Raw genomic sequence first — 26,662 nt, 5'->3', positions numbered from 1 at the left:
AGAAAATTATTTTTTGTATCTTATTTGTTACAAAAAATATGAGCAACAAGCATATTTGACACCATAATATTTGCATATATTTAAATAAGTATTGTGGTAGTTTAAATAACAAAATATTGGTTACTATAAGTAAAGACTAAAAGAAATATAGGGGAGAAATTTGTTCTTGTTACGTAGCCTTTACTTGTACTTAAAAACTTTATCATCCTCTCTATTCTCTGATTATTCTTTACTTCCAGAATTAAGGTCTTCGTAAATCCAACTATATTTATGATTCCCCGTGTAAGAGCGCCAGAACTACCGCAAAATTATCCTTGGTTGAATACTGAACAACCTTTGTCTATTAAGCAACTTAAAGGTAGAGTTGTAATTTTAGATTTTTGGACTTACTGTTGTATAAACTGTCTCCACGTTCTGCCAGACTTGAAATATCTGGAACAAAAATACAAAGACAGCCTGACAGTTATTGGTGTCCATTCTGCCAAATTCGACAACGAACAGGAAACCGAAAACATCCGCCAGGCTATATTGCGTTACGATATTGAACACCCAGTATTAGTAGACAAAGGTTTTCGTGTATGGCAAGAGTATGCGGTGCGTGCTTGGCCTACTTTAATGGTTATCGACCCCAAAGGTTATGTAATTGGCTACGTTTCTGGTGAAGGAAATCGAGATAAGTTAGACCAATTAATTACACAAGTCATTCAGGAACATCAAGGCGCAATTAATTTCCAACAACTCAGCCTAACTCTAGAAAAACAGCATCAACCATTAATTACACCTCTAGCCTTTCCCGGTAAAGTCCTAGCCACCCCAGCAGGGTTATTCGTCGCTGACTCTGGACATCACCGCATAGTTGTGAGTGATTTCGACGGCGAGATTCTGCATTTAATCGGTAACGGGAAATCAGGCTTAACTGATGGTACTTTTCAGGAAGCGCAGTTTTCTGCACCCCAGGGAATGGCGTTTGATGTCGAAAATCAAATTCTCTACGTCGCTGATACAGATAATCATGCTTTGCGGCAGATTGATATCAATCAGCAAATAGTAAAAACCATTGCAGGGACAGGTGAACAAAGCCGCAATATACAACCGCATGGGGGTGCTGGTTTAGAAACTACCTTAAACTCCCCTTGGGATTTGGCGAAAGTCGGGAATAGTTTATACATTGCGATGGCAGGAATCCATCAAATTTGGCAAATGGATTTAGCAAGCGGCTTTGTCAAAACCTATGCAGGTACTGGTGCGGAAGGTTGTCTTGATGGTTCCCTTACAGAATCAGTTTTTGCCCAACCTAGTGGAATCACTAATAATGAACAAGAATTATACATTGCTGATAGTGAAATCAGTTCCATTCGTGGTGTAGGACTGGTGGAACCTCAGGAAGTCAGAACCGTTTGTGGTAGTGGTGGTTTATTCGGTTTTGGTGATGTCGATGGACAGGGTGAAGATGTCAGTTTACAGCATTGTTTAGGGGTGGAATATTTTCAAAATTATTTGTGGGTAGCAGATACATATAACCACAAAATTAAATTAGTTAGTCCTCATACTGGTAATTGTCAAACTGTCCTGGGAGATGGTTCGGCTGGGTTACAAAATGGTCAAGGGAAAAACACTCGCTTTTTTGAACCTTCCGGATTGAGTGCGATGGATTCATATCTGTATATTAGTGATACGAATAATCATGTAATTCGCCGTGTGGATTTACAGACTTTGGAGGTGATGACGATGCAATTTAATGGTTTATGTGCGCCTGATGTTTGTATTCCCAATAACTTTTAAGTTCGCGCATTCGACAAAGCCGTTTCCGCAGGGTAGACGCAAAGTCACAAAGTTTTCTCTGTGCTTCTGCGTCTCTGCGTGAGATAAGAAATAATGGAACTATTATTTCCGTATTCTTACTAGATATTTCTTACAAACAAGAGATTAAAATGAACATGAAGATTGATAATTGACTTAGATTCCTAAATCTAAATAACCTGGATAAATTGGTATGAATAATAAAATTATTCTATTAGATAGCGATGATGTTATCTTGATTGGAACTGATACATTTCAAGTAAGAAAGTTAAAACAGGTAATCGAAGGTGATATCAAAACTAAATGGAATAAAGGAACTTACAATCAGGTGACTAAAAAACCTGATAGTTATGTCTGTGATTTATTGAGAAATATCTCTCTTGGAGATAATCAGTATATTCCAATTAAAGAAATAGAATATAAATTGAGCATACAGTGTCAAGTTCTTAAAATAGGTAGTAAAGGTTGGGAAACAGGACAAATTAAGATCAATATTTCTGTCAATCCTGATTTAAAAAAACCAGAATATAACGTAAATCTCGAATTTTTCTTAAATGAAAATATCGAACCTCCATCACCTCTAGATGACCTTCGCCAAATAATTCAGTCTCAGTAGGGTGGGCATTGCCCACCAAAAATATTATGTAAAAATACACACTAAAAATTGTTCCAAAACCTATAATTTAACTCACCAATATGCCTGAATATCGTCGTGCATATTTGCCAGGTGGGACTTTCTTTTTAACATTGGTGACATACCAACGCTACCCAATATTTTCAAACATAGAAAATATCTCTCACTTGCGTTCTGCTCTAGCAAAAGTACGTTCCGAAATGCCTTTTGAAATAGAGGGCGCAGTTGTTTTGCCAGATCATATCCATTTTCTCTGGACTTTACCTACTGAAGACAAAAATTATTCCCAACGAATTGGCAGATTAAAAGTTTTATTTACCCGTTCACTAGGTAGTAAAACAATATTACCTGAAAATTTATCTAATTCACGCCGTAAACACCGGGAAAGTAATGTATGGCAACGTCGTTTTTGGGAACATACCATACGTGATGAAGCTGATTTTGAAAAGCATTTGAACTATATCCATTACAATCCAGTTAAGCATGGTTTAGTTTCTTGTCCTCACTTATGGGATTATTCTAGTTTCCATAAATTTGTGAGAAAAGGTATTTATTCTAGCAATTGGTATTGTTCATGTTCTGGGGAGAGAATACAAATACCTGATTTTGATAAAATTTTAGAAAAAGCTGGAGAATGAGTTTGGTTACTAAATAATGAGATAATTGGTGGGCAATGCCCACCCTACTCAATATTCAAGACTTTAATAAATCAAATATGAAGACTATTCTCCACATTACCAAACGTCAACAATGGGAACAAGCAAAAAATGTCGGCAGCTACCGTGCAGATTCGCTGGATACTGAAGGATTTATTCACTCTTCTCAAGCAACACAAATACTCAAGGTTGCTAATAGATTTTTTCATCACCAAACGGAATTAGTGTTACTTTTTATCAATGCTGATCAAGTTAAACCAGAAATTCGTTATGAGACGGCTGATGGTGAGTTATTTCCGCATATTTATGGCGAGTTGAATCTTGATGCTGTGTATCAGGTGATTGATTTTGAGCTTGGGGAAAATGGGTTGTTTGAGTTGCCGCCAGAGGTTGTAAGTTTAGGGTAGATAAGTATGGAGATGAAAGATCAAGCGTTGGGTGTGTATGTTGAACAAACGGCGTTGCTATTGGATTTGCCGATAAAAAATGAGTATCGGGATGGAGTGGTGGCAAATTTTGAGAGAATAAAAGCGATCGCTCAACTTGTTAACTCATTCCCACTACCAGAAGCAATAGAACCTGCGCCTGTCTTTAAACCATGAATGATGCTGTCTCCATCGCTAAAGCTATACGTGAGGGTAAAGTTACCGCCGTAGAGGTGACGCAGGCTGCTTTAGCGCGGATAGCAGCACAGGATGTAGAACTGAATTGTTTTACTGCTGTAACTAGGGAAACGGCTTTGGCGGATGCAGCACTTATTGATAGGGAAATAGCCGCAGGTAATTATCCTGGGTTACTGGCTGGTGTGCCTTTTGCTGTAAAAAACTTATTTGATATTGCTGGTTTGACGACTCTGGCGGGTGCAAAAATCAATGCCGAAAATCCGCCAGCTAGGCGAGATGCAACCGCAGTCGCCAAGCTGAAACAAGCTGGTGCGGTGTTGGTAGGCGCTTTAAATATGGATGAGTACGCCTACGGATTTGTTACAGAAAATTTCCATTATGGTGCTACTCGTAACCCCCATGATTTACAGCGAGTGGCTGGGGGTTCCTCTGGTGGTTCGGCGGCGGCGGTGGCGGCTGGGTTGGTTCCTTTTACCTTGGGTTCTGATACTAATGGTTCCATTCGTGTCCCGGCGGCTTTGTGTGGTGTGTTTGGTTTTAAGCCGACTTACGGGCGTTTGTCCCGTGGTGGGGTGGCTTTATTTTCTATTAGTTTTGACCACATTGGCCCCTTTGCCCGTTCCGTTGCGGATATCGCCACAATATTTGATATTTTGCAAGGAGAAGACGATCGCGATCCTATCTGCACTCAACGACCTGCAAACCCCACTTTACAGCAACTCCATCAAGATATCTCTCATATTAAAATAGCGATCGCTGATGATTATTTCCAAAAAGGGGCAACATCGGCAGCATTAGCAGCCGTGCAGGAAGTAGCCAATGCTTTAAACGTAACCAATTACGTAACTTTACCAGAAGCCCACCGCGCCAGGGCAGCCGCATTTGTAATTACCGCCAGCGAAGGCGCAAATTTACACTTAGATAAATTAAGAACACGTCCCCAAGATTTTGACCCCGCAACACGCGATCGCTTTTTGGCAGGGGCATTAATTCCCAGTAATTGGTATATACAAGCACAACGCTTTCGGCAATGGTACCGCGATCGCATCCGTGAAGTTTTTCAGAATGTCGATGTAATTCTCGCCCCTACTACACCTATTACAGCACCGCTAATCGGTCAACAGACAATGATTTTAGATGGGGAAGAAATTCTAGTACGTCCCCATTTAGGATTGTTCACTCAACCCCTATCTTTTATTGGCTTACCTGTTTTATCAGTACCAATTCAGCGTCCCAATACTTTACCTTTAGGTGTGCAGTTAATAGCCGCCCCATACAATGAAGCTTTGATTTTACAGGTAGCGGCTGTATTAGAAGCCCAAGGTGTAGTTTCAGCTGTGAGTCAGGTAAATTTAGGACTTACGTGCTGAACTAAAAAACTCTTCGGTGGTTAATAGTCCACAGTCCAAAAACCTTGATTTTGAATATTGACTATGGACTATTGACAAATTAATCATTGGCTGAGGAAGACGCGATGAATCGCGTCTCTACAAGTGGTTTGTGTGTCCTATTCTTTTTTAAACCTTTGTGCGATCGGTTAAAATTTCGTAACCGGTTTCTGTGACTAAAACTGTATGCTCAAATTGGGCTGATAGAGAATTATCTACTGTTACAGCCGTCCAGCGATCGGATAAAGTCCGGGTGTGTTTAGAACCTGCATTTAAAATGGGTTCAATTGCCAATGTCATCCCTGCACGCAGTTTCACATTGGGCATTTCTCTGGTGCGGTAGTTAAATACAGACGGTTCTTCATGTAGGTTACGTCCCACACCGTGTCCTGTGAATTCTTCTACCACAGTAAAGCCATTCATTTTTACATGATCCTCAATTGCCCCAGCTAAATCAAGGAGGTATGCACCTGCTTTGACTTGTTCAATGCCCTTATATAGCGCCTCTTCAGCTACGCGAATCAGTTTAGCGGCATCTGGAGTTACTTCACCAACAGCGATCGTAATACAGGAATCACCATGAAAGCCTTGAAAATAAGCACCTGTGTCTACTTTTAAGACATCTCCAGTCCGAATGACTTTCTTATGACTGGGAATACCATGTACAACTTCGTTATTAATACTAGAGCAAATAGAACCAGTAAAGCCGTGATAGCCCTTAAAACTTGGTGTTGCACCCATTTCGCGGATACGCTTTTCCGCATAAGCATCCAAGTCAGCTGTCGTCATACCTGGTTTTACCAGCCCGGAAATCTCTTTAAGTACAGTGGCGACAATTTTCGCCGACTCTCGCATAATATCAATTTCGCGGGGTGATTTAATTTCAATACCCCGGCGTTGTTTTTTGGCAGGTGATGGCTTAGGTGTTTGAGAAAGCAAGTTGGTGAGAATATTCATGGGAAATCAATTATTACTTGCGCCTTGCCGCTAAGGTTGCAGGTTATTTCTAAACAATTGAGAAATAATATCTATACTTAAGTTAACTTATTTTTCGCTGCTAGATACGTATATAGATGATGGCTGACTGCTGACTAGGGACTGATCACGATTTCTCCTGTCATCCCTGCTTCAGTATGTCCTGGGATGGGACAGCGTAAGCCATATTTTCCTGGTTTGATGGCTAGGAGAACCCATTCAGCTTCAGCACCGGGCTTAAGTTCCAGTTCATGAATCGCCCCTTTAATTTCCACTTTGCCTGCTTCCACTTTTTGCGTCCAAATCCCATCGGCAAAGTCTTTGGCAGTAAAATAATGTTTCAATTGGCTGGGGTTATTGAGGTGTAGTAGATAACGTTTCCCAGCGACTAATTCCAAGTTATTTGGTTCAAACTTGAGTTCGTTAGCAGAATTACCCAAAGATACTGTAATTTCCGCAACAGGTTGTTTAAGTAAATCACTAGATTCTTTTGCCGCCAATGCAGAATTAGTGTTAGTAAAAGTAAAATATAACAGCAGGGTAAAAAACACGCAAATTTGACGAGCTATTGGTAATAAAAATGAAATCATGGCGTATACAATTTTGCGAATTTCCGGGAATAAGTTATATCAATTTGAAAAAAAGAATGCGACAAATAAACCATCTGTAGAGACGCGATGAATCGCGTCTTCTTCTTTAGCCAATGATTTGTGGCAATGATGAATTGAATTGGTATTAGTCCATAGGGGCAGTATTTAAACCCACCCCTACAACCGTAAACCGTCAACAGTTATCACTATTTACCTTACACCTTGTCTTGCAACCATAGAAGGCCCAGCCGTTACTACTACTACTTGATCTGGGTGGAGTAATTCACTAGCTGCTTGATTAACTTCGGTTAAGGTAACTTGCTGAATTTTTTGATTATAAGAATGTAGTTCGCCCGATTCTAGTCCATAAACTTGATTCATCAGGACTTTATTGGTTAACTCCTCTGGGTCTGCCAAAGAAACGTTATAGTTACCAATCAAGGTACGTTTAGCTGTGTCTACTTCTGATGCTGTCACACCTTGTTGGTGAATTTGCTCAAGTACTTGCTGGGTGCTAGCGATCGCCTTATTCGCATCTTCAGGACTGGTTTGCATTTCAATCCAGAAAGTTCCAAAATCTTTTTCGGCTTGGAAGTCGCTATAAATGCCATAAGTTAAACCTTGGCGATCGCGCACTTGGGCCCCTAATCTACTAGATAAGGTATCCCCGCCCAAAATTTGGTTTAACACTAGCGCCGCATAAAATCTCGGATCTTGACGCTTAATACCTGCATAACCAAGGTAAGTAATAGCTTGGGTCTTACCAGGTAATACTGGATTCTCTCGCGTGGTAGTTTTTGGTAGTCCAACCTGGGGATAGTTTATACTTGGGGGTTCTCCACTAGCTTGCCAATCACCAAATTCTGCTTGAATGAGCGATCGCACTTGCTGAGGTTCAAAATCCCCCATTAGCACCAACACAGTAGTATCTGGACGATAATATTTCTGACTAAAGGCAATCACATCCTGACGGCGAATCTTCCGCAGACTTTCCACTGTAGGAAAGGTATGTAGGGGATGTTTCTTGGGGTATACCGATTGCAGAAAAATTCTTCTAGCAACTTCACCGGGATCATCTAATTCCATTTTCAGAGAAGTTACAGCTTGTTGCAGATTTAATTCCAGTTCTTTTTTAGGAAATGTACTATTTTTCAGTCCGTCGGCTAATGTCCGAATCAGCACCGGAAAATCTTCAGCTAAACTATCGGCTTGGATACGCATACCGTTGCGATACGCGGCAAAATCTAAAGTCACACCCCTATCATCTAACGCTTGAGCTAAAGTCGAAGCACTTTTAGTTTTAGTCCCACTCATCAAGCTATCTGCTACTAATGAGGCTAAACCAGCTTGTCCATCTGGATCAAATTCCGTACCTGCTTTCACATAACCACTCAAGGTGACGGTAGGCGTACTTTTATCAGGTAGCAAAAATACTTGCAAACCATTAGCTAAAGTAAACTGCTGTGGTAAACGTGTTTGAGACTTCTGTGGAATATTATCTGTTGTGGTATCTAGAGATGGTAGATACTTCATCACCTCGGATGATGTGACAGATGAGTCGCCAGCGAGATTTTCTTGTGTGCGTTGTGTTGACTTTTTGTTGCCAACTTCTTTGGTGTTGGTAGATGTCGTTGGTTGAAAAATACCTACTTTCCGGTGAGATTTTGGTAAATACTGATTAATTACCCGCGCTACATCTGCTGAAGTTACTTGCCTAATTGCTGATAAATAATAATCTGTAAAGCGATAATCACCAACAGTCGTCTCATCATTGCCTAACTGCATGGCTTGATCAGTAATAGTCCGGTTACTCAAAATTATGGCAGCCTCTAACTGTCTTTTAGCTCTAGCTAATTCTTCTGTTTTTACACCTGTGCGGGCAAGATTAGCGATCGCCTTATTCAATACCGAGTCAATTTTACCTATATCTTGGTCTGGATCTGCCGTCACCAACAATTCATACCAACCAGCCTGTTGCAAACCACCAACAGAAGCTTCTACTTCACTGGCTAAACCCGATTCTATCAATGCTTTATATAGTCGAGAATTGCGCCCTTCAGTCAAGATATAATCTACTACCTCTAGGGCTGGCATATCCGCATGACTCGCTGGCGGTAGGGGGTAAATCACTTGTAACAGTCCCGCCGCACCTGGTTCTCTTAGAACTATGGGATTTTTGACTATTGACTCTTGACTCTTGACTCTTGACTCTTGACTCTTGACTTTTGACTTTTGACGCTGAGGAATACCGCCAAATATCTCTTTTACTGTTGCCAAGGTTTCTTCTGCTTGGCAATCGCCGACAATGACTAACACGGCATTATCGGGGCTGTAAAAGTCTTGATAGTATTTTTGTACTTTTTCAACTGGAAATTTTTCTACATCCGCCTTAGTACCACCTACAGGTAAACCATAAGGATGATTGGGAAATACCGCCTGCATGACTGCGCGATTGAGGCGGTATTCTGGGCTATTTTCATAGCCCTGTAATTCGGAAATGACTACGCGCTTTTCACTAGCTAATTTGTCAGCATCAATGAGGGCGTTTTGCATTCTGTCTGCTTCCAAGACTAGCATGGCCTTGAGCTTATCCCGTTCTACTGTGCCGTAATATGCTGTTTGGTCATAACTGGTGAAGGCGTTAGAGTCACTACCTAAAGCACTAAATAAACTTCCAAATTGAATAGGACGGCTTTTTGTGCCTTTAAACATCATGTGTTCTAATTGATGGGCGATGCCGTTGACACCTGATTCTTCATGGCGTGAACCAAACTTGTACCATACCTGTACACTGACAACCGGTACAGTCGGTACTTCCTTGATGAATACGGTCAAACCATTGTTCAAAACGGTTTTGTGGACGTTTTCTGTGACTCGGAATTGATGGGGATTGTTCGCCACTAATGTTGCTGGGGAATTGACTCGACTCAATGTAGTTTTGTATTGGCTTTCAGCAGGGTTATTACTGAAAAATAATACTGTAACTAAAGAAACACTCAACAATAACACATAAAAACGGTAGCGACACCAGATAGATAATGCAGACATTTATTTGGTAGATGCGTTGAGTTTATATATTTTTATGTACAAAACCAGTTTAATCCTTTTGTGCGTATATTATGTGAGCCACATCACTTTGTATATAAAAGTACACTATAAACTCAGTTAAGTTTCGGTAAAAGTCGAATAAATTCCAGTGGCAATCCATCAGTATCAGCGATAAAGGCCACTTCAAAAATGCGATCGCCTATTTGCTGTTGTGTCGGTTCTAAAAGTATCTTCAATGGTGATAGTTCTGTTATCTGTAAAACACGTTCTTGTAAATTTGTCAACCAGCTAGGTAAATCTGGGGTAGTCTCGGTTAAATCAAATGACAAATGATAATAACCTACATAATGCTCATCTGCAAAAGCATCTGGGGCTGGTTTTGGTTCAGGAATTTGGATCAGTTCAATTCTGCCGCCTAGTCCTTCCATCCAGCAAGCGAGGGTATAGCCTGTAGTGAAGCGTTCACAGACCGTAAATCCTAGTATTTCATAAAAGGCGATCGCGCGATGGATATTCGCAGTCCGAATAGAAGCGTGGTGCATGAATCAATTCAAAATTCAAAATTCAAAATTCAAAATTAAATACAGTCATCCACAAGGTGTCGTGGTCAGTTGTCAGTTGTCAGTTGTCAGTTGTTGATAACCACTGACTACTAACTACTGACTACTGACTCTTATTCAAATAATCTGAAATAAGGGTAGCGCACAGGAACACCCGGTTCTTTATCCAAATCAAAATTAATCACTTCCCAACAAGGATCATCTGTTGATTCGGGGCTAAATTCCACAGGTAAGCCGTAGAGTCTCGCCGATGAGGTTTCCGGCTGTCCAGAACGCCAAGGTGTGCTGCGTTCTAAATAACCACTCATCAATTCCTGATAACGCTTGGCGATAACTACCCTTGTAGCTCTGTAGCCTTGGGTATATAGCTTATCTAAAGCTTCGTGGATTTCAAACCGAATACCATCGGGATGAGTATGCTGTCGATACCATTCGTTGTTCCATCTCCGCCAATGGCGACCAGACTGTAGATGAACTAGCTCTCCCGTTTTGGGATTAGCTTCAAAAGCGCCATGACGAGGACACAAATAGGTATCAGTCAGTGTCAGCGCCGGAATCGTCTGGCGACAATGGGGACACTGAATATCAGGGCCAAATATAGGGTACTGCAAGGCTGGATTCATCATGAAGTGCGTACAAACATAATTTCGTATTCACCAGCACCAGTGGGTTGGATTTTACACTTCGGTTCCACCATACTGGGGGAATTGTTCGTTGCTGCAAGTATACGGTATCGCAGCCAGAACAACTTTCACCGTTGTCTTCCTCAATTTGGAGGTGAGACTCTGTGATATTCTGGTTTTGCAACCAGCCTCCAAGGATGGAGTTATTCCAGTGTTCCTGGGTACCATATTTATATTCTATCGTGTCTACCACTTCTTACTGGCCTTCTCCCGATTTTTCTCAAGCCGCCTTTATCGCCGCCAATGCTGTTGTTATGGGTTCAGTCAAAATAGCAGCAGGAGCAAGCATTTGGTACGGAGCAGTAGTGAGGGCAGATGTAGAAAGCATTGAAATTGGTGAATGCACAAATATTCAAGATGGAGCTATTTTACACGGTGATCCTGGTTTGCCAACAGTACTAGAAGACCATGTTACCGTCGGACATCGGGCTGTCATTCATTCTGCCCACATTGAACGTGGCTGTTTGATTGGCATTGGCGCAGTAATTTTAGATGGAGTCCGCGTAGGTGCTGGTAGCATCATAGGTGCTGGATCGATAGTAACTAAAAATATACCCCCCTTATCTCTGGTTGTGGGTGTTCCAGGTAAAGTTTTACGTCCCATCACTCCAGAAGAAGCCGCAGACCTGATTCAACACGCCGAACGTTACAAAAAGTTAGCGTTAGTTCACGCTGGTAAGGGTAGTGATATTGGCTTTTATCCGCAAGAGTGAAGTAGGGGAGCAGGGGAGCAGGGGAGCAAAAGAAGTAAACAAGAATGGCTATGGACTATTGACCAATGACTATGGACTACTGACTATTGACAAATTTAACCTTTCTTTACAAATTTATGTAGAAAAATTGCCCACTTCAGCTAAAAATAAAAATGAGGACAGTTGACAAAAATTTAATTTCTACGTGATAGAGGGGTTTAGATATGGATATTGATTTTCGTGTAGCGATCGTTTTAGCGCCAATTGCCGTTGCTGCTGGCTGGGCTGCGTTTAATATTGGTGCTGCTGCCATAAGACAAGTTCAAAACTTTTTGAACAGAGAAGCTTAAATCTCAGTTAAAAATCGTAACTCTGAACCGACTGTTCTCTTTACTGAGATAGTCGGTTTTAATTTGGGGGTTGGGGATTGGCAGGACTTACGCAGTGTTACTAATTTTCTGACTTTTTTGGCAAAATCAAGGTTTTTGGACTACTGACTACTGACTATTGATTTCTTGACTGAATTAGCTGTACCAATTCAGTGATACAATTTGAAAAAATGCCAAAATCTTGCTTATGGTAGCCCAAATCACGCCACTAGATATTTGTTGGCAACCATTGCCCGATGATTTCCAGCTAGAGGATGAACCGGTGGAAAATACAGGTCAGCCAATCCTGGCTGGTGCTTTGCGTGAAAGCTTAGAAATTAGTGGGTTCATCCAAGAGCAAATGTTAATCGCCTCGAATTTTGCGATATGTGCCACAGTCAATGGGCAATTTATTGCTAAAGCAGCAGATTGGGTATATATACCCCGTGTAAATCAAATTGTGGGCGATCGCACCAGCTATACTCCTCATTTAGAAGGGGAAATTCCAGCGATAGTCATGGAATTTTTATCCCAGACAGAAGGAGAAGAGTATTCATCAAAGCGCACCTACCCGCCGGGGAAGTGGTTTTTCTACGAACAAATTTTACAAGTTCCCATCTACATCATTTTTGACCCAGATGGTGGATTGTTGGAGTTTCATCAACTAGAAAATGGTCACTATGAGTTAAAGCAACCAGATGAAAATGGTCGCCATTGGATAGCGACTATAGGATTACATTTAGGAACTTGGCGCGGGACAAAAGAAGGGAGAACTGGCTATTGGTTGCGGTGGTGGGATGAATCGGGTAATTTGTTACCTTGGGCTGTAGAGATGGTGGAACAAGAACGCCAACGGGCTGAACAGGAAAAACAACGGGCTGAACAAGAAGCTCAACGTGCTGAACAGGAACGCCGACAAAAAGAACGCTTAATCGCCTACCTACAATCTCAAGGGATTGATCCCGATAGTTTGCTGACAGACGGAACAGAAGGTTAGGCTGTTGTTACTTATACCAAGAGTAGTTAACAATGCCAAAGTAGTTTCAGCCAATCCCCTAATCGTGAATATAGATTCTCTACTGCAACCATTTCATCATTTTGGCGTTAATTTGGGACTGGCTCGGATTAATAGCCTGTTAGCTAATTTGGGTAATCCTCATCACCATGTTCCGGTGATTCATGTGGCTGGTACAAATGGTAAGGGTTCGGTTTGTGCTTATTTGTCATCTGTGCTGACTGAAGCTGGTTATCGTACAGGACGCTATACCTCGCCGCATTTAGTAGATTGGCCAGAGCGTATTTGCCTGAATGAACATCAGATTTCTGCTGAGGGGTTGTGCCAATTATTACTACAGGTTAAGTCCGCTATTAACTCGGATGAGTACCCGACTTTATTTGAAGTAATTACCGCCGCCGCTTGGTTATATTTTGCCCAGCAACAAGTTGATGTGGCGGTGGTAGAAGTAGGATTGGGTGGACGGTTGGATGCTACTAATGTAATTGCTGATCCTTTGGTGACAGTGATAACTTCTATCAGTCGGGAACATTGGCAACAATTGGGGCCGACTGTAGCTGATATTGCTGGGGAAAAAGCGGGTATTCTTAAGCCTGGTTGTCCGGCTGTGGTGGGGATGTTGCCACCGGATGCAGAAAAAGTAGTGCGATCGCGCGCTCAAGAATTACAATGTCCTTTAATTCTGCCTCAACCTGCTCGTCAAATTTCTCCCCAATTAGCAGAATATCAAAGTATTCAAGATACAAAAACAATTAAATATCCTCTGCCTTTACAAGGACAAATTCAACTCAATAATTCTGCTTTGGCACTAGCAGCTTTAGAAATTTTGCAACAAAAAGGCTGGCAGATTTCTGAAGCAGAAATTATTAATGGCATGGCAAAAACTAAATGGCCAGGGCGAATGCAATGGATTAACTGGAATAGCCACAAATTACTAATTGATGGCGCTCATAATCCGGCGGCGGCTCAAGTGTTACGCAACTATGTAGATACCCTAAATACTCAATCAGTCACTTGGGTTATGGGGATGTTATCTACGAAAGACCACGCCGATATTTTTCAAGCTTTATTAAGACCAAATGACCAATTATATTTAGTTCCAGTACCAGATAATAATTCAGCTAATCTAGAGGTTTTATCCAAGTTAGCTAGTGATATTTGTCCAAAATTAAGCACTTGTCAAACTTTTCTAAATTTACTATTAGCCCTAGAAACCGCATTCAACTCAACAGATAATTTAGTAGTCTTATGTGGTTCATTATATTTAATTGGTCATTTTTTAGGGTCTAGAGATTAGAGATTAGAGAATGGAAACTAGGAAATAGATAACAATTAGCAGTAAGGGACTTCCAGATAAAAAAATATCCACGATGTAGGGTGCGTCAGTGCGAAAAAACTTATGTGTACCAAGAAATTATTCATACTGACGCACCCTACTAACTGACAACTGACAACTGACTAATTCCGATTATTCCACTCCTGCGCCGCATCTTCTACAGCTTTATCGACTGTTTTTTCCCCTAACATTGCAGCTTGTAAGTTTTCATAAATCGCCTTTTGCAGCTTCTTAATATCCTTTAAAGCAGGGGTAAGAATTTCGGCTTGTTGTAGTTGTTGCGCGCTGACAACTCGCGCTTTTTCTACTGTGGAAGCATCAGCCGGAATATCTTTAAAATAACTATCAGCTAGTGCTTTGGTTGTGGATGGTAAAACATTTGCAGCTTTAGCAAAAGCTAACTGATTTTCATCATTGGTGACAAATAGAGCAAATTTCACCGCCGCATCTGGTTGTTTTGTGTCGCGGGGAACGACGATATTCATCACAGCTACATTTTTCTTACCTGTATCGCCAGTGAGTTGGGGAGCGATCGCCGAAGCTTGAGCAATTTTTGGGGCGTTGGTGGCGATCGTTTTCAGAAATTCAGGCCCAGACGCAAGAAAGGCTGTTTCGCCAGATTGATATAAATCAATTGCGTGGCGATGTCCTTGAGTTAGTGCTTCTTTTGGTAATAAGCCTTTTTTGTAAAGGTCTACCCAATACTGAAACGCAGCTTTTCCTTGGGGTGAATTAAAAGCAGCTTTGCCTTCAGTATCTACTAGGGTTGCTCCCATCTGAACAAAAGACTGTAAGACTTCACCGGAATCTTGCGGTACAAATGTCACAAAAAACGCGTATTTCCCTGTCTTATCTTTAATTTGTTGCGCCGCTTGTGCTAATTCTGCGTAAGTAGCAGGTGGTTTACTGATACCTGCCTGTTTTAATAAATCAGTGTTATAAATGGTTAGCCTCGTTGTGAGGTACCAAGGAACGCCAAAACTTTTGCCATTCAGAGTACTGGCTTTCCAAATGTTCGGAAGATAGGAGGAACGTGCTTCCTGCGGGACTTTTGTATCTAAATCTAACCAGGCATTTCGTCCTGCTAGTTGAGAAGCAAAATCGGGATTGAGGTTAACAACATCAGGTGGCGTTTTTGCGGAGACAGCTGTTAAAATTTTGTTCTCCATTGCCGCCCAGGGTACATCTACCCAGTTCACCTTTATACCTGGATTTTGGGTTTCAAAATTCGCAATCAGACTTTGGAAGTAGTTAGTAAATTGAGGTTGGAGTTGCATAGTCCAAAACTCAATATTTGCTGTTCCCGAAGCAGTTTGCTGTGTGTTTGTATTCACGTTTCCTGTGCTGCAACTGACCATCCAACTGGTGATTAAACCCAGCATTGCACAAGCAATAAATTTTTTTAATTTTTGCAATTGAATCATCTTACCAGTATTTTTACGCTTGATCAGGGACAAAAGCTTATGCAGAATTGTCGAGATTATAGGCTAAATAAAACCGCGTTGCGGAGTCATTAGTCCTTAGTCATTAGTCATTAGTAAACCATATCAACTTAGGCATTAGCCCTAAAGCAATATATATACTCAAAAAACTCATAACTAATGACCACTTAAGTCAATTTTAAATTTTCACTTTAGCAGTTTGGCGGGCATAAATGTGGTGAAAAGTTTCAGTAGTCTGTTTGGCAAATCTCATAGAGGGGTGGGTGTAGAAATTGCACCAGAACGGGTGAATGTAGTTCAAATACGCAAGCAGCGCCAAGGCTTGAAACTTGAATCTTTAACATCAGTTCCAGTTCCAGAGGGGATTGTCACTGATGGTCAAATCACCGATCCCCCAGCAATGGCTCAATTAATTCAGCAGGCGCTAGCTGAAAGCAAAATCAAAGTATCTCGTGTGGCTACTGGTGTACCGGGACGAGATTCGATTGTCCGCATCATACCCGTACCATCAGAGTTGGATGACAAAGAATTACGGGATATGGTGTTAAACCACGAAGCAGGGTTGTATTTACCCTATCCCCGTGAAGAAGCTGATGTAGATTATCAGAAACTTGGGTACTTTGTGGATGAGGATGGCATTGAAAAGGTACGGGTTTTGTTAGTTGCTACCCGCAAGGAGGTAACAGATACATATATTAGTACTTTTGAGCAGGCAGGCTTACAAATTAGTGTTTTAGAAATTAATAGTTTTGCACTAATTCGGACAATTCGTGATCAACTGCGGCAATTTGGGCCAGAAGAAGCAACGGTACTAGTTGATATAGAGTTCGACAGTACAGAAATTGCGATCATCATTAATGGCGTACCACAATTTTCCCGCACTGTCCCCATTGGCACTTATCAAATGCAAATGGCATTTGCTAGAGCTATGAGTTTGCCCACTTCCAGAGATATGGAAATGTTACAGGGATTGGTGATTCCTGTAAATTCCGTAGAGAGCGATAAAACGGGGATGACAGAAACCGACCCTGGTATTGCTGGCGTATTGCGAATCCTGGGAGAACTAACAGATGAGCTACGCCGTTCTATTGATTTTTACTTAAATCAGAGTGAAAACGTAGAAATAGCCCAGATTTTATTGGGTGGGCCTGGTGGCGGACTAGAACAACTTCATGAGTTTTTTACTCAGCGTTTAAGTATTCCTACCAGTCAAATCGATCCTATAGGGTCTTTGTCCTTGCAAGTTGATGAAGAAAAATATCCCTCTACACAACGTTCTGGCTTAGGAATAGTCCTTGGTTTAGGAATGAGGGAGGTATGATACCAATTCAAAATTAGATCGGATTCCTATATACAAAGTCAGGTTTGATGAGGATTTCCGGTTTTCAGTCTGTGTCCCTGTTTTGGAGAATTGGTATAAGAGAATGTATGGATTAGATATTAATTTTCTCAAAGACCGCCCAGCTTATCAGTCTAATAACAAGTCCGAGAAAAAACCAGGTATTAAATTGCCATCTGGCAGCTTATTACCCATGTATTTGGGCGTTGGCGTAGGTCTTTGTTTTCCGATATTTGTCGGTGGTGGGTTGTTATTTTTACAGGCGAAAACTGCGGAATTAGAGCAGGCGATCGCTCTACTGGATGAAGAAAGTAAGAAACTGGATGCAGAAATCGCCAGCATTACCAAAATCAAGGAACAGACTGGCGCTGTCAAAGCCGACACTCAAAGTTTGGTGATGGTGTTTGACCAGATTCGTCCTTGGTCAGCAATGTTAGAAGATTTGCGCGATCGCATTCCTGCAAGTGTACAAATTGAAACCGTTAGACAAACGCCACCTACACCCCCAGCCGCAGGACAGCCCCCTGGTAATCCAGCCGGTGGGATAGAAATTACTGGCTTGGCTCGCTCTTTTAACGATGTCAACGACTTCTTATTACTTTTACAACAATCTCGTTTTTTGAAGTCTGGTGACACCAAAATTATCACAGCCAGCCTAGCAGATGCACCAGTACAAGCTGGTAGCGGCAACAGTGCGGGAATTAAACCACCCCAAGTAGTTAAATACACTATTCAATCCAGCCTCAGTGATGTTCCAGCCTCTGAATTAATTCGGGAGTTAGAACAAAAAGGCACTGTCGGACTGGTGACTCGGATTCGAGCTATGCAACAAACAGGAGTCATTACAAGATGACGCTGAGTGAAGATTTAAATTTTGCCGAACAGGCTGCTGATGTAGATGCAGCCGCATCAAATTATCCCGTTGTCTTTGGTATTAGCTTCACACCTAAAATCATTGGCATTCTCGTAGGTGTACTGGGTCTAGCTGGTGCTTTGTATATCCTCCTGAATATGGTGATGCCAGCTTGGGATACCTATCAGCAGAAGCAAACTCAAAGTGCCGAATTAGAAGGTCAAGTATTGCAAAAGAAAACCACCGTTAAACAAAAGGGCAAAATCACAGAAGAACTCGCCCAAGCCCAACAGCAAAGAAAACAGGTGCTAGCTTTATTTGCTGATGAAAAAACCTTAGATACCATGCTGTTGGATCTGAATCGGTTAGTAGAAGCCGGCAACGCTAAAACTCCTCTCAATGCGGTGAGAGCTAAACTACAAAAATTTGTGCCAGCTATCCAAAAACCAGAGCCTGTTAATGATGGGTCGCTAGGAACAGCAGTTGACGGTAAGCTGAAACGCTCTAGCGTTAATGTGGAAATTATCGGCACTTATGAACAAACACAATCGATTATTCGTAATATAGAACGTTTACAGCCTTTATTAATAGTTAAAGACTATCAATCAACATTAGCTAACGTACAGGCTACTGATAGGTCAGACAAACCCACACGCAGGTTAGGCCCAGCACCAATTACCACATCTTTTCAACTGCAAGCATTAATGCCCTTAAGTCCTGAAGAGGCTGCGGCTGCTCAGGCTGCGCCTAAGAAGTAGGGGGGAATCAATTCAAAATTCAAAATACCCTTCGGGAACGCCAAGGGCGAACAAAATTCAAAAATAATAGCTCCCCACTCAGCACTCTCTACTCTTTTTAGTTGACATACACGATTTTATTAGGTGAGGAATGAACTGTGAAACACGTTCATGGTAATGGATTAGTTTTAGGTGCTGCTGCTTTTGTATTTTTGGCAGCACAGCCTGTGTGGGCGCAAACCACACAAATTACAGAAGTCAAGCTAAATCCAGGCAATGGTGGACTTAGCGTTGTTTTAAAAACTTCTGCCGGTTCTCGTCCACAAGTTTTTACAACAAAAAGAGGCAAAGCTTTAGTTGCAGATGTTATTAATACGCAACTACGGCTTCCACAAGGTAATAACTTCCGTCAAGATAAACCTGCGGCGGGAATTGCTTCCGTTGAGGTGGTGCAACTAGATGCTAATAGTATCCGCGTCATCGTGACTGGTGATACTGATGCACCAACTAGTCAACCTGTCACCCGTCAACAAGATGGCATCACCCTCAGCTTAACGCCATCAACAGGCACTACAGCATCAGCACCAGTCGCCCCCAGACCACCAGTATCTACAACACCACCAGCTGCTACCCCAGCACAAACAGGAGCCGTCCCCAATGTGCTTGTACCTAACCCGCAAGTAACAATTGATGGCAAACCAGCCCAGCCTGCTGGCCCCGGACAGCCATTAAGTCAAGCGCCGCCGTTCTTACCTAGAGCAGTTGCACCTCCTGTGGGTGATATTGCCATTTCTGCGACCGATGCCTCCCCCAGTACGATAGATTTAGGTACTCAGGAACGTGTACCTCGTCTGGTGTTGCGCGATGCACCAGTTAGGGAAGTTCTATCATTATTGGCTCGTGCTGCTAATTTAAACTTGGCTTATATCAGTGATGGAGCTGGTGGAACACCTGCGGCTGGAGGTCAAGCCATTTCTCAAACAATTTCGCTAGATATAGAAAATGAGCCAGTACAAGATGTGTTTAACTATGTCTTGCGTCTGAGTGGTTTAGAAGCTAACCGCAGTAATAGAACAATTTTCGTCGGGCCAAAATTACCTAACTCCACCCGTGATGTGGTGATGCGTAATCTGCGGCTTAATCAGGTAACTGTAGGGGTTGCTTTAAATTTCTTGGTTGGGTTGGGGGCTGAAAGCGCCATTAGCCGCGAACGACTTGTTACGAGCGTAAATGCTGTACCTGTAGGCGGTGCAGCTAATGCCGCAGTCACACAAACTCAAACTACTACAGAAAGCAGAATAGAGACTCAAAGAGTTGATTTTCAAGATTCCAAGCCTTTATTAAGAGGTTTACAAGCATTGGGGGATGAGCGCACTAATTCTGTGACTTTAATTGGCCCTCCCAAGCAAATAGAGATGGCAATAGCTCAACTCACCCAACTTGATATTCGCCGCCGCCAAGTAGTAGTGAACGTCAAAATTGTTGATGTGAACCTTTTGAATCTTCAAGACACCAACGCGAGTTTTTCTTTTGGACTTGGTAATAACTACTTCACGAGTGATGGCGGTGCAGCAACTCTAAATTTTGGTGGTTCTAGACCAGCGACCAGTTCTGAAGTTGCAAACAGTGTGACCGCTACACCAACTATAGACAATCCTATTACAGGAACGACTTTCGTTGACCCCAACAATACTGTATCTATTCCAGGAACTACCCCAGGTACAGTAGTGGTAGACGCAAACGGCAACATTACTAGAATTGCAAATCCCGGAAGCGGCTCTTTCTATCAACCTATTGCACCTAGTAGTACAAACCCCCTACAACCAGGTTTCTCTGAAATTACCCCCGCAACCGATAACATCATTACAAGAAATGCAGATGGTACAACAACCATCACACGAGGTGAGCTTGGTACAGCCACTACATCTTTACCAACTATATACCAATTCCCTAAACGTCTTCTTGCTAGTTTGCAGGCTCAGGTACAAAATGGCAATGCCAAAGTTTTGACTGATCCGACTTTGATTGTACAGGAAGGTCAACAGGCTGTAGTCAAATTAACCTCAGAAGTTTTTGGAGGGATCAAAATAGGAGCAAATTCTTCAAATGGCACCACAAGAGAACCTATTATCAAAGAAGCTGGTCTAACCCTTAATGTGAAGGTTGAGCGTATTGATGATAATGGTTTTGTTTCCTTGTCGGTCGCACCCACTGTGTCTGCACCTGGTGGCACAACATCTAGTCCTGATGGTGTAATTACTCTGTTATCCGCCAGAAGTCTTCAATCTGGCGTAGTTCGCTTAAGAGATGGTCAAACATTAATTCTCAGTGGCATTATTCAAGAATCAGATAGATCAACTGTATCCAAGCTTCCTATCTTAGGTGATCTTCCGTTGATTGGTTCACTATTTAGAAAAACCAACAGAACCAATGAGCGTAGAGAGGTGATTGTACTTCTGACACCTCAAGTTATGGATGACTCTCAAAACTCTTCTTACGGCTACAACTACAGTCCTAGCCCAGAAGTACGTCAATTGCTTGAGCGTCGTGGTTTAAATACTCCCAGGCGGTAAGATAGTTTACTGACCAATTCGTAATTTCCGGTACTAGCTGGGGCTTTGGTAAATTGGTATTTGTAATATAATTTCATTTTCTAGACTAGCCACAAGCTTTTGAGCTTTGTGGTATCTTTTTTTGTCTATAGGTTGCTAAATACCCGACTTTTTGAAAAAGTCGGGTATCTAAACAGAAAAGTTTAGGCAGTAAATGAGTTCATCGGTTGGTTTTCCTTTGATCAACTCTGCGTTTTTGTTGACTTTTTGCAACTTAAAACCAAGCTTTTCTAGGACTTTACGGGAAGCAATATTATATTCGTTGACTGATGCGTGTAGCGAGGGAAGGGAAAAGCGTTTTTGGGTTTGAGCGATCGCCTCTAAACAATAAAGGGTAGCATATCCTTGTCTCTGGAAATCGACGAAGGTCATAAAGCCGATTTCTGCATAGAGGTCATCAAAAATACCTATTTCTACAAGACCTACATACTGATTTTGGGGGTTTACAGCCGCCCATTTCAGCCAAATCATGGTTTCATTATCGGGTGATTTTTCTAAGGCAGCAAACCGGAAATTGTGCTGCACTTCCGCCTGTGTGGGAATTTGCTCCTCTAGATATTCATACATCCGTGGATTACTGATGTACTGGTAGAGGATTGCGGCGTGTTGTTCTGTAACTTTTTCTAAACGCAAGATGACTTGTTTCTCTTCAAGAACCCAATCTTGACATATTAACGTTTTCGTTCAGTCCGCGAATTAGGCGAGATAGTTCACGGATAATATTTACGGCGATTTCGGGAGTTTCTTCAATGGCATCATATAGTTGCTCTTGGGTTAATTCCAAAAATTCGCAGGGTTCTATGGTCGTTACAGAGGCGGAACGGGGTTGGGTATCAAATACTGCCATTTCCCCAAAGTATTTTCCCTGGTCTACTTCTGCTAGTTGTTTATTGCCAATATGAACTTTGACTCTACCAGACACAATAATATATAGCGATCGCCCCTCTTCCCCTTGTCTAAAAATTGTATGATTGGCGGGAAATTGCAATTCGTGCATCACTGAGGTTAGCCGCACAATAAAATCATCCCGCAATTCTTTAAAAATCGGGACTCGTCGCACAAATAATAAACGGTCAACGCTACTGAGCATAGTTAATGGTCATTGGTCAGTTGTCAGTTGTCAGTCGTCAGTAGTTATTAATTGCTTTGCCTCTGTCTTTTGCCTAAGTCAGTATAAGCTAAAGATTAATTTAAGCCAGCAGCATAATTACCAGGGAAATTCATAATAAAGAGGAAGGTAAAGGAAAATTTTCTCATTACCTACGCCCACAGTAATTAATTTAGCTGCCCAAGAATGTTTTGGAAATGGTGCTTTCGACTCTCAATAGTCTTTGTAGGACTTTGGCTACTCTTGGATTTGAGTTCCCGCTTGGGGGCAGAGATTTTTTGGTTTCAAGAGGTTGGCTATCTGCAAGTATTTCTCCTGCGGCTGTTGAGTCGTGGGGGTTTATGGGTGGTTGCTGTGGGTGTAACTGCTGTTTATCTGTGGGGAAATTTAACTTTGGCGCAACGGCTAAAGTATCCCCAGTTTTTGAAGATTGAGGAAGTTAGGCGAGAAGAAGCAGAGTTGAGTGTGGGACTGAAAAATTTTCTCAGTCCTGCATATTCTAGGTTAAATGCACCTAAGATTCATGATGCTGGCCACTTAAAACCTTTGAGGTTGCGTTGGCTGCTACCCTTGGCTGTGGTTTTCAGTTTATTGGCAGGGTTAATTTTAGTTCACTATGGAAAAATAGCTCTGGCTTACTGGTATCCGGCTTTTAACAAGCATAGTTTACCCATAATTACCCCATTTCGTTTAGAAACTATCTGGGAAATGGGCAAGCAAGTTTTTTCCCAAGTTTTATATCTGGGTTTAATTGTCGGTGTAGCGATCGCTATTCTTATTTACTCACATTTTTTCCTCAGGGCGATCGCTGTTATTCTCAGTGTTGTGTTTGGGACAATTATTTTTCACAACTGGGCTAAGGTTTTACAGTATTTCGCTCCTACACCTTTCAACAGTACTGAGCCTTTATTCGGGAAAGATATCAGCTTTTATATATTTTCGCTGCCATTGTGGGAATTGCTAGAACTGTGGTTGATGGGGATGTTTTTGTATGGCTTTATCGCCGTGACTCTTACCTATCTCCTCTCCGCAGACAGCCTCAGTCAGGGAATTTTTCCCGGTTTTTCACCCCAACAGCAACGCCATCTCTACGGTATGGGTGGTTTATTAATGTTGATGGTGGCTTTCAGTTACTGGCTGAGTCGTTATGAGTTGGTTTATTCGCCTCGCGGGGTGAGTTATGGCGCTAGTTACACGGATGTGGTCGTACAGTTACCCATTTATAACATCTTGTGTGTTCTGGGATTAGCGATCGCATTTTACCTGTTGTGGCGGACAATGTTTTGGCGCGCTAAATCTCAGTATCGCCAATTTGTCTTTTACGGATTGGGTGTTTATTTATTTGTGGTCGTAGCGGCTGGCTCTGTTTTACCTACAATAGTCCAGTATTTGATTGTTCAACCCAACGAATTACAACGGGAACAACCATACATTCAACGTACAATTGCCTTGACTAGGCAAGCATTTAGTTTAGAAACAATTGATGCTAGAACTTTCAACCCCCAAGGAAATTTAACTACAGCCGCTATCCAAGCTAATGATTTGACGATTCGTAACATTCGTCTGTGGGATCAGCGACCACTGTTAGAAACTAATCGCCAACTGCAACAATTTCGCCCTTACTATCGCTTCCCTGACGCAGATATCGACCGCTACACCTTAGAAGCGGAAGCAGGCGCAATTAGACCAGCAAACCCTAACCAGTCGCCAGCACCAGCAGGAATTGCACCAACGGAACGACGACAAGTATTAATTGCACCCAGGGAACTAGATTACAGTGCAGTCCCAGAGCAGGCGCAAACATGGATCAACCAGCATTTAATTTATACCCACGGTTACGGATTTACCATGAGTCCAGTTAATACGGCTGGGACTGGTGGACTACCGGAATATTTTGTCAAAGATATTGCTGGAAGTAATGAGGGCGCACTTTCTACTTCCAGTGAAGCAGTTCGTGACAGCATTCCTATTGGGCAACCCCGAATTTATTATGGTGAAATTACCAATACTTATGTAATGACTGGTACAAATGTGAGGGAGTTAGATTATCCCAGTGGTAGTGATAATGCTTACAATGCTTATGATGGTTTGGGTGGTGTCACTATAGGCAATGGTTGGCGACGGGGACTATTTGCCATGTATTTAAAAGATTGGCAAATGTTGTTCACGCAGGACTTTTTACCAGAAACAAAGGTATTATTTCGCCGGAATGTCAAGAGCAGAATCCAGGCGATCGCACCTTTTTTAAAATTTGACAGCGACCCCTATTTAGTTGCGGCTGATGGTAATCCAGCCTTTCCAGGGCAGAATAATTACTTGTATTGGATTGTTGATGCTTACACAACAAGCGATCGCTACCCTTACTCAGACCCCAACAGTAACGGCATCAATTACATTCGCAATTCTGTCAAAGTAGTTATTGATGCTTACAATGGCAGTGTAAAATTTTACATTGCAGATGCGAAAGATCCTATTATTGCTACTTGGTCAGCCATATTTCCTGGTATGTTCCAGCCCCTAAGCGATATGCCAGTTACTCTCCGCAGCCATATCCGCTATCCCTTAGATTACTTTGCCATCCAGTCCGAGCGGTTAATGACCTATCACATGACTGATACCCAAGTATTTTACAACCGAGAAGACCAATGGCAAATCCCCAATGAAATCTATGGCAGTGAAAGCCGTCCAGTAGAACCTTATTATTTGATTACCAGTCTACCTACTGTCCCTTTTGAAGAATTTCTCCTCCTGCTACCCTATACCCCCAAACAACGGACTAACTTAATTGCTTGGTTAGCCGCGCGATCGGATGGTGAGAACTACGGTAAATTGTTACTGTATAACTTTCCTAAGGAACGCCTTGTATACGGGACAGAGCAAATAGAAGCACGTATTAACCAAGACCCAGTAATTTCTCAGCAAATTTCCTTATGGAATCGTCAGGGTTCGAGGGCAATTCAAGGGAATTTGTTAGTGATTCCCATCGAACAATCTCTGCTATATGTAGAGCCAATTTACTTGGAAGCAACACAAAATAGCTTACCAACTCTAGTGCGGGTAGTCGTAGCTTACGAAAACCGCATCGTCATGGCACAGACTTTGGAACAAGCTTTACAGGCTATCTTTCAGCCAGAAGTCACACCAGCACCAGCAATTATTCGTCCTTTTGAGGAAGTTACTCCACCTAGTTAAGATAAGGTGGGTTTAGGGGTGATTAGCCCCAAAAAAAAGGATACAAGCCCCTGTTTGTAAACATGGAAAAAAGAAAATGTGTTTTTCGTGCCGTGCATCTCAAAATATTGCGTCATATCAAGCCCCTCAATTTATCGAGGGGGTCTCCTACACACGCCAGTTTGCTCAAGTCGGGAGACCCTTTCGGCAGTTCCTCCTGGGGGAAACCCCCAAGACCGGACTGCCTCACCACGTAACTGGCTCCCCTACACCCCTGATTCGTGACTATCAAAATGTCAATTATAAAGAAAACATTAAGTATATGTACTCATATATCTTTTGAGAGAAGTTAAATAATCTTAACATCTGCAAAAATAAGAATTATCAGCCTATTTTTACCTAAATTTGCAAAACTAGCTCTTTAGAGCCTTCAAGCTCATGTCAGGTAAGTTTTTTATGTCACAGGAAGAAAAGGAGAAGCTATTTCATACCCAATTAGTCAAGTACGGTGTGAGATATGAAAAAGCTGCAAGAGCAGCGAGTATTTTAGCTTCTGGGAAATCTGAGGAAGTTTTTTCTGAAGAAGAAAAACAACTTGTAACTGAAGTTTGTCAACAGTGGCTAATAGGACACAAACGCCACAAGCAGATTGTTTCTTCATGGACAAGAATCAAAAGCTAGTTATGGAAAAATTAGATTTAAAATCCCGTCCTTCCAGGATCTCATAGAGAATATGGGACTGCCTGACCAACCCTGTAGCTCTCCTACGTATATTCCAGAAATCAAGTATCAATCCTATATGTATAGCTACACTACCACTCGTGAGGGGTTAGATTAAAGTGTATTTTGTCAATGAGCTAAAATACTTAAACTTATCTAAATAAAAATGATAATCATGTGGTGGGGAGGGGGAGGAGGCGAGCGACGCTCGCCTCCTCCCCCCTCTTTTCGATTATCATTATCATTAAAATTTTTAGCAGATAAAATATGGAACGAAAAAGCATTGTAACAACACAATAACTTGGGAAGAAT

At 41.9% G+C, this 26,662-nt stretch carries 25 protein-coding genes; 17 read left to right on the top strand and 8 right to left on the bottom strand.

What is annotated here, in order from left to right:
• Nucleotides 1-270 precede the first annotated feature (270 nt).
• The 6 genes from H6G14_RS09855 to H6G14_RS09830 all read left to right on the top strand — a co-directional run bounded on the left by H6G14_RS09855 (nt 271) and on the right by H6G14_RS09830 (nt 5,083).
• The gene (locus tag H6G14_RS09855; protein ID WP_190567270.1) at nt 271-1,782 is read left to right on the top strand and encodes a thioredoxin-like domain-containing protein; all 1,512 of its coding nucleotides are present in this window, start codon (nt 271-273) and stop codon (nt 1,780-1,782) included.
• Nucleotides 1,783-1,993: 211 nt separating this feature from the next.
• On the top strand, nt 1,994-2,416 hold the full coding sequence (locus tag H6G14_RS09850) for a KGK domain-containing protein (protein ID WP_190567268.1): 423 nt from the start codon (nt 1,994-1,996) through the stop codon (nt 2,414-2,416).
• An 80-nt stretch (nt 2,417-2,496) separates the two neighbouring features.
• Nucleotides 2,497-3,072, top strand: a complete 576-nt coding sequence (locus H6G14_RS09845; protein ID WP_190567266.1) for an REP-associated tyrosine transposase — start codon at nt 2,497-2,499, stop codon at nt 3,070-3,072.
• Between the two features lie 77 nt (nt 3,073-3,149).
• Complete coding sequence (locus H6G14_RS09840; protein WP_190567265.1) at nt 3,150-3,497, top strand: DUF952 domain-containing protein; 348 nt, start codon at nt 3,150-3,152, stop codon at nt 3,495-3,497.
• A gap of 6 nt (nt 3,498-3,503) precedes the next feature.
• Nucleotides 3,504-3,692, top strand: coding sequence for a DUF4089 domain-containing protein (locus H6G14_RS09835; RefSeq protein ID WP_190567263.1), 189 nt, complete (start codon nt 3,504-3,506; stop codon nt 3,690-3,692).
• Complete coding sequence (locus H6G14_RS09830) at nt 3,689-5,083, top strand: AtzE family amidohydrolase (protein WP_190567261.1); 1,395 nt, start codon at nt 3,689-3,691, stop codon at nt 5,081-5,083. The genes H6G14_RS09835 and H6G14_RS09830 overlap by 4 nt, the downstream gene beginning before the upstream one ends.
• Nucleotides 5,084-5,230: 147 nt before the next feature.
• Here H6G14_RS09830 and map read toward each other — a convergent pair whose 3' ends face one another.
• From map to H6G14_RS09805, 5 genes are all read right to left on the bottom strand, one after another.
• Nucleotides 5,231-6,058 carry a type I methionyl aminopeptidase gene (gene map, locus H6G14_RS09825; protein ID WP_190567259.1) on the bottom strand — a complete coding sequence of 276 codons (828 nt, stop codon included), beginning with the start codon at nt 6,056-6,058 and terminating at the stop codon, nt 5,231-5,233.
• 134 nt (nt 6,059-6,192) lie between these two features.
• A complete protein-coding gene (locus H6G14_RS09820) occupies nt 6,193-6,666 on the bottom strand; it encodes a cupredoxin domain-containing protein (RefSeq protein WP_190567257.1) in 474 nt (157 codons plus the stop codon).
• 210 nt (nt 6,667-6,876) lie between these two features.
• Nucleotides 6,877-9,714, bottom strand: coding sequence for a M16 family metallopeptidase (locus H6G14_RS09815; protein ID WP_190567255.1), 2,838 nt, complete (start codon nt 9,712-9,714; stop codon nt 6,877-6,879).
• 113 nt (nt 9,715-9,827) lie between these two features.
• A complete protein-coding gene (locus H6G14_RS09810) occupies nt 9,828-10,256 on the bottom strand; it encodes a VOC family protein (RefSeq protein WP_190567253.1) in 429 nt (142 codons plus the stop codon).
• A 131-nt stretch (nt 10,257-10,387) separates the two neighbouring features.
• Nucleotides 10,388-10,897, bottom strand: a complete 510-nt coding sequence (locus H6G14_RS09805; protein ID WP_430382016.1) for a TIGR02652 family protein — start codon at nt 10,895-10,897, stop codon at nt 10,388-10,390.
• 242 nt (nt 10,898-11,139) lie between these two features.
• On the opposite strand from H6G14_RS09805, the gene H6G14_RS09800 reads away from it, so the two are divergent.
• The 5 genes from H6G14_RS09800 (at nt 11,140) to H6G14_RS09780 (ending at nt 14,329) form a co-directional block, all read left to right on the top strand.
• Nucleotides 11,140-11,670, top strand: coding sequence for a gamma carbonic anhydrase family protein (locus tag H6G14_RS09800; protein ID WP_190567251.1), 531 nt, complete (start codon nt 11,140-11,142; stop codon nt 11,668-11,670).
• Nucleotides 11,648-11,836: a hypothetical protein gene (locus tag H6G14_RS09795; protein ID WP_190567249.1), complete on the top strand. Its 189-nt coding sequence runs from the start codon at nt 11,648-11,650 to the stop codon at nt 11,834-11,836. Before H6G14_RS09800 ends, H6G14_RS09795 begins: the two co-directional genes overlap by 23 nt.
• A 37-nt stretch (nt 11,837-11,873) precedes the next feature.
• Nucleotides 11,874-11,999 carry a photosystem II protein Y gene (locus H6G14_RS09790; RefSeq protein WP_010995199.1) on the top strand — a complete coding sequence of 42 codons (126 nt, stop codon included), beginning with the start codon at nt 11,874-11,876 and terminating at the stop codon, nt 11,997-11,999.
• A gap of 226 nt (nt 12,000-12,225) precedes the next feature.
• A complete protein-coding gene (locus tag H6G14_RS09785; protein ID WP_190567247.1) occupies nt 12,226-13,014 on the top strand; it encodes a Uma2 family endonuclease in 789 nt (262 codons plus the stop codon).
• Nucleotides 13,015-13,078: 64 nt separating this feature from the next.
• Nucleotides 13,079-14,329 (top strand): Mur ligase family protein, encoded by a 1,251-nt coding sequence (locus H6G14_RS09780; RefSeq protein WP_190567364.1) that lies wholly within the window; start codon nt 13,079-13,081, stop codon nt 14,327-14,329.
• 161 nt (nt 14,330-14,490) lie between these two features.
• On the opposite strand, the gene H6G14_RS09775 is transcribed toward H6G14_RS09780, so the two are convergent.
• Complete coding sequence (locus H6G14_RS09775; RefSeq protein ID WP_190567363.1) at nt 14,491-15,792, bottom strand: ABC transporter substrate-binding protein; 1,302 nt, start codon at nt 15,790-15,792, stop codon at nt 14,491-14,493.
• A gap of 232 nt (nt 15,793-16,024) precedes the next feature.
• Here H6G14_RS09775 and pilM point away from each other — a divergent pair, with 232 nt between their 5' ends.
• From pilM to H6G14_RS09755, 4 genes are all read left to right on the top strand, one after another.
• Nucleotides 16,025-17,131, top strand: a complete 1,107-nt coding sequence (gene pilM, locus H6G14_RS09770; protein ID WP_190567245.1) for a type IV pilus assembly protein PilM — start codon at nt 16,025-16,027, stop codon at nt 17,129-17,131.
• Between the two features lie 103 nt (nt 17,132-17,234).
• Entirely contained in the window at nt 17,235-18,002 is a 768-nt protein-coding gene (locus H6G14_RS09765; protein WP_190567243.1) for a PilN domain-containing protein, read from the top strand.
• Nucleotides 17,999-18,760: a pilus assembly protein PilO gene (locus H6G14_RS09760; protein ID WP_190567241.1), complete on the top strand. Its 762-nt coding sequence runs from the start codon at nt 17,999-18,001 to the stop codon at nt 18,758-18,760. Before H6G14_RS09765 ends, H6G14_RS09760 begins: the two co-directional genes overlap by 4 nt.
• A 137-nt stretch (nt 18,761-18,897) precedes the next feature.
• Nucleotides 18,898-21,312: an AMIN domain-containing protein gene (locus tag H6G14_RS09755; protein ID WP_190567239.1), complete on the top strand. Its 2,415-nt coding sequence runs from the start codon at nt 18,898-18,900 to the stop codon at nt 21,310-21,312.
• Nucleotides 21,313-21,480: 168 nt separating this feature from the next.
• On the opposite strand, the gene H6G14_RS09750 is transcribed toward H6G14_RS09755, so the two are convergent.
• Both H6G14_RS09750 and H6G14_RS09745 read right to left on the bottom strand, forming a co-directional pair.
• Entirely contained in the window at nt 21,481-21,984 is a 504-nt protein-coding gene (locus tag H6G14_RS09750) for a GNAT family N-acetyltransferase (protein WP_199326110.1), read from the bottom strand.
• A gap of 16 nt (nt 21,985-22,000) precedes the next feature.
• On the bottom strand, nt 22,001-22,441 hold the full coding sequence (locus H6G14_RS09745) for a cyclic nucleotide-binding domain-containing protein (RefSeq protein ID WP_190567237.1): 441 nt from the start codon (nt 22,439-22,441) through the stop codon (nt 22,001-22,003).
• Nucleotides 22,442-22,645: 204 nt separating this feature from the next.
• On the opposite strand from H6G14_RS09745, the gene H6G14_RS09740 reads away from it, so the two are divergent.
• On the top strand, nt 22,646-25,651 hold the full coding sequence (locus H6G14_RS09740) for a UPF0182 family protein (RefSeq protein ID WP_190567235.1): 3,006 nt from the start codon (nt 22,646-22,648) through the stop codon (nt 25,649-25,651).
• Between the two features lie 435 nt (nt 25,652-26,086).
• Entirely contained in the window at nt 26,087-26,311 is a 225-nt protein-coding gene (locus tag H6G14_RS09735; RefSeq protein WP_242053395.1) for a hypothetical protein, read from the top strand.
• Nucleotides 26,312-26,662: the final 351 nt, after the last annotated feature.

Origin of the sequence: Nostoc parmelioides FACHB-3921 (assembly GCF_014696625.1) — a bacterium.
Classification (GTDB): Bacteria; Cyanobacteriota; Cyanobacteriia; order Cyanobacteriales; family Nostocaceae; genus Trichormus; species Trichormus parmelioides.
Note: the sequence above shows the minus strand (reverse complement) of the source record. Positions and strands in the feature narration are given on the sequence as shown.

Bases quoted from the DNA above. Each gene is read 5' to 3' on its own strand.
- H6G14_RS09855 (WP_190567270.1), top strand. From the start codon at position 271: ATGATTCCCCGTGTAAGAGCGCCAGAACTACCGCAAAATTATCCTTGG.
- H6G14_RS09850 (WP_190567268.1), top strand. From the start codon at position 1,994: ATGAATAATAAAATTATTCTATTAGATAGCGATGATGTTATCTTGATT.
- H6G14_RS09845 (WP_190567266.1), top strand. From the start codon at position 2,497: ATGCCTGAATATCGTCGTGCATATTTGCCAGGTGGGACTTTCTTTTTA.
- H6G14_RS09840 (WP_190567265.1), top strand. From the start codon at position 3,150: ATGAAGACTATTCTCCACATTACCAAACGTCAACAATGGGAACAAGCA.
- H6G14_RS09835 (WP_190567263.1), top strand. From the start codon at position 3,504: ATGGAGATGAAAGATCAAGCGTTGGGTGTGTATGTTGAACAAACGGCG.
- H6G14_RS09830 (WP_190567261.1), top strand. From the start codon at position 3,689: ATGAATGATGCTGTCTCCATCGCTAAAGCTATACGTGAGGGTAAAGTT.
- map (WP_190567259.1), bottom strand. From the start codon at position 6,058: ATGAATATTCTCACCAACTTGCTTTCTCAAACACCTAAGCCATCACCT.
- H6G14_RS09820 (WP_190567257.1), bottom strand. From the start codon at position 6,666: ATGATTTCATTTTTATTACCAATAGCTCGTCAAATTTGCGTGTTTTTT.
- H6G14_RS09815 (WP_190567255.1), bottom strand. From the start codon at position 9,714: ATGTCTGCATTATCTATCTGGTGTCGCTACCGTTTTTATGTGTTATTG.
- H6G14_RS09810 (WP_190567253.1), bottom strand. From the start codon at position 10,256: ATGCACCACGCTTCTATTCGGACTGCGAATATCCATCGCGCGATCGCC.
- H6G14_RS09805 (WP_430382016.1), bottom strand. From the start codon at position 10,897: ATGAATCCAGCCTTGCAGTACCCTATATTTGGCCCTGATATTCAGTGT.
- H6G14_RS09790 (WP_010995199.1), top strand. From the start codon at position 11,874: ATGGATATTGATTTTCGTGTAGCGATCGTTTTAGCGCCAATTGCCGTT.
- H6G14_RS09785 (WP_190567247.1), top strand. From the start codon at position 12,226: ATGGTAGCCCAAATCACGCCACTAGATATTTGTTGGCAACCATTGCCC.
- H6G14_RS09775 (WP_190567363.1), bottom strand. From the start codon at position 15,792: ATGATTCAATTGCAAAAATTAAAAAAATTTATTGCTTGTGCAATGCTG.
- H6G14_RS09765 (WP_190567243.1), top strand. From the start codon at position 17,235: ATGTATGGATTAGATATTAATTTTCTCAAAGACCGCCCAGCTTATCAG.
- H6G14_RS09760 (WP_190567241.1), top strand. From the start codon at position 17,999: ATGACGCTGAGTGAAGATTTAAATTTTGCCGAACAGGCTGCTGATGTA.
- H6G14_RS09745 (WP_190567237.1), bottom strand. From the start codon at position 22,441: ATGCTCAGTAGCGTTGACCGTTTATTATTTGTGCGACGAGTCCCGATT.
- H6G14_RS09740 (WP_190567235.1), top strand. From the start codon at position 22,646: ATGTTTTGGAAATGGTGCTTTCGACTCTCAATAGTCTTTGTAGGACTT.
- H6G14_RS09735 (WP_242053395.1), top strand. From the start codon at position 26,087: ATGTCACAGGAAGAAAAGGAGAAGCTATTTCATACCCAATTAGTCAAG.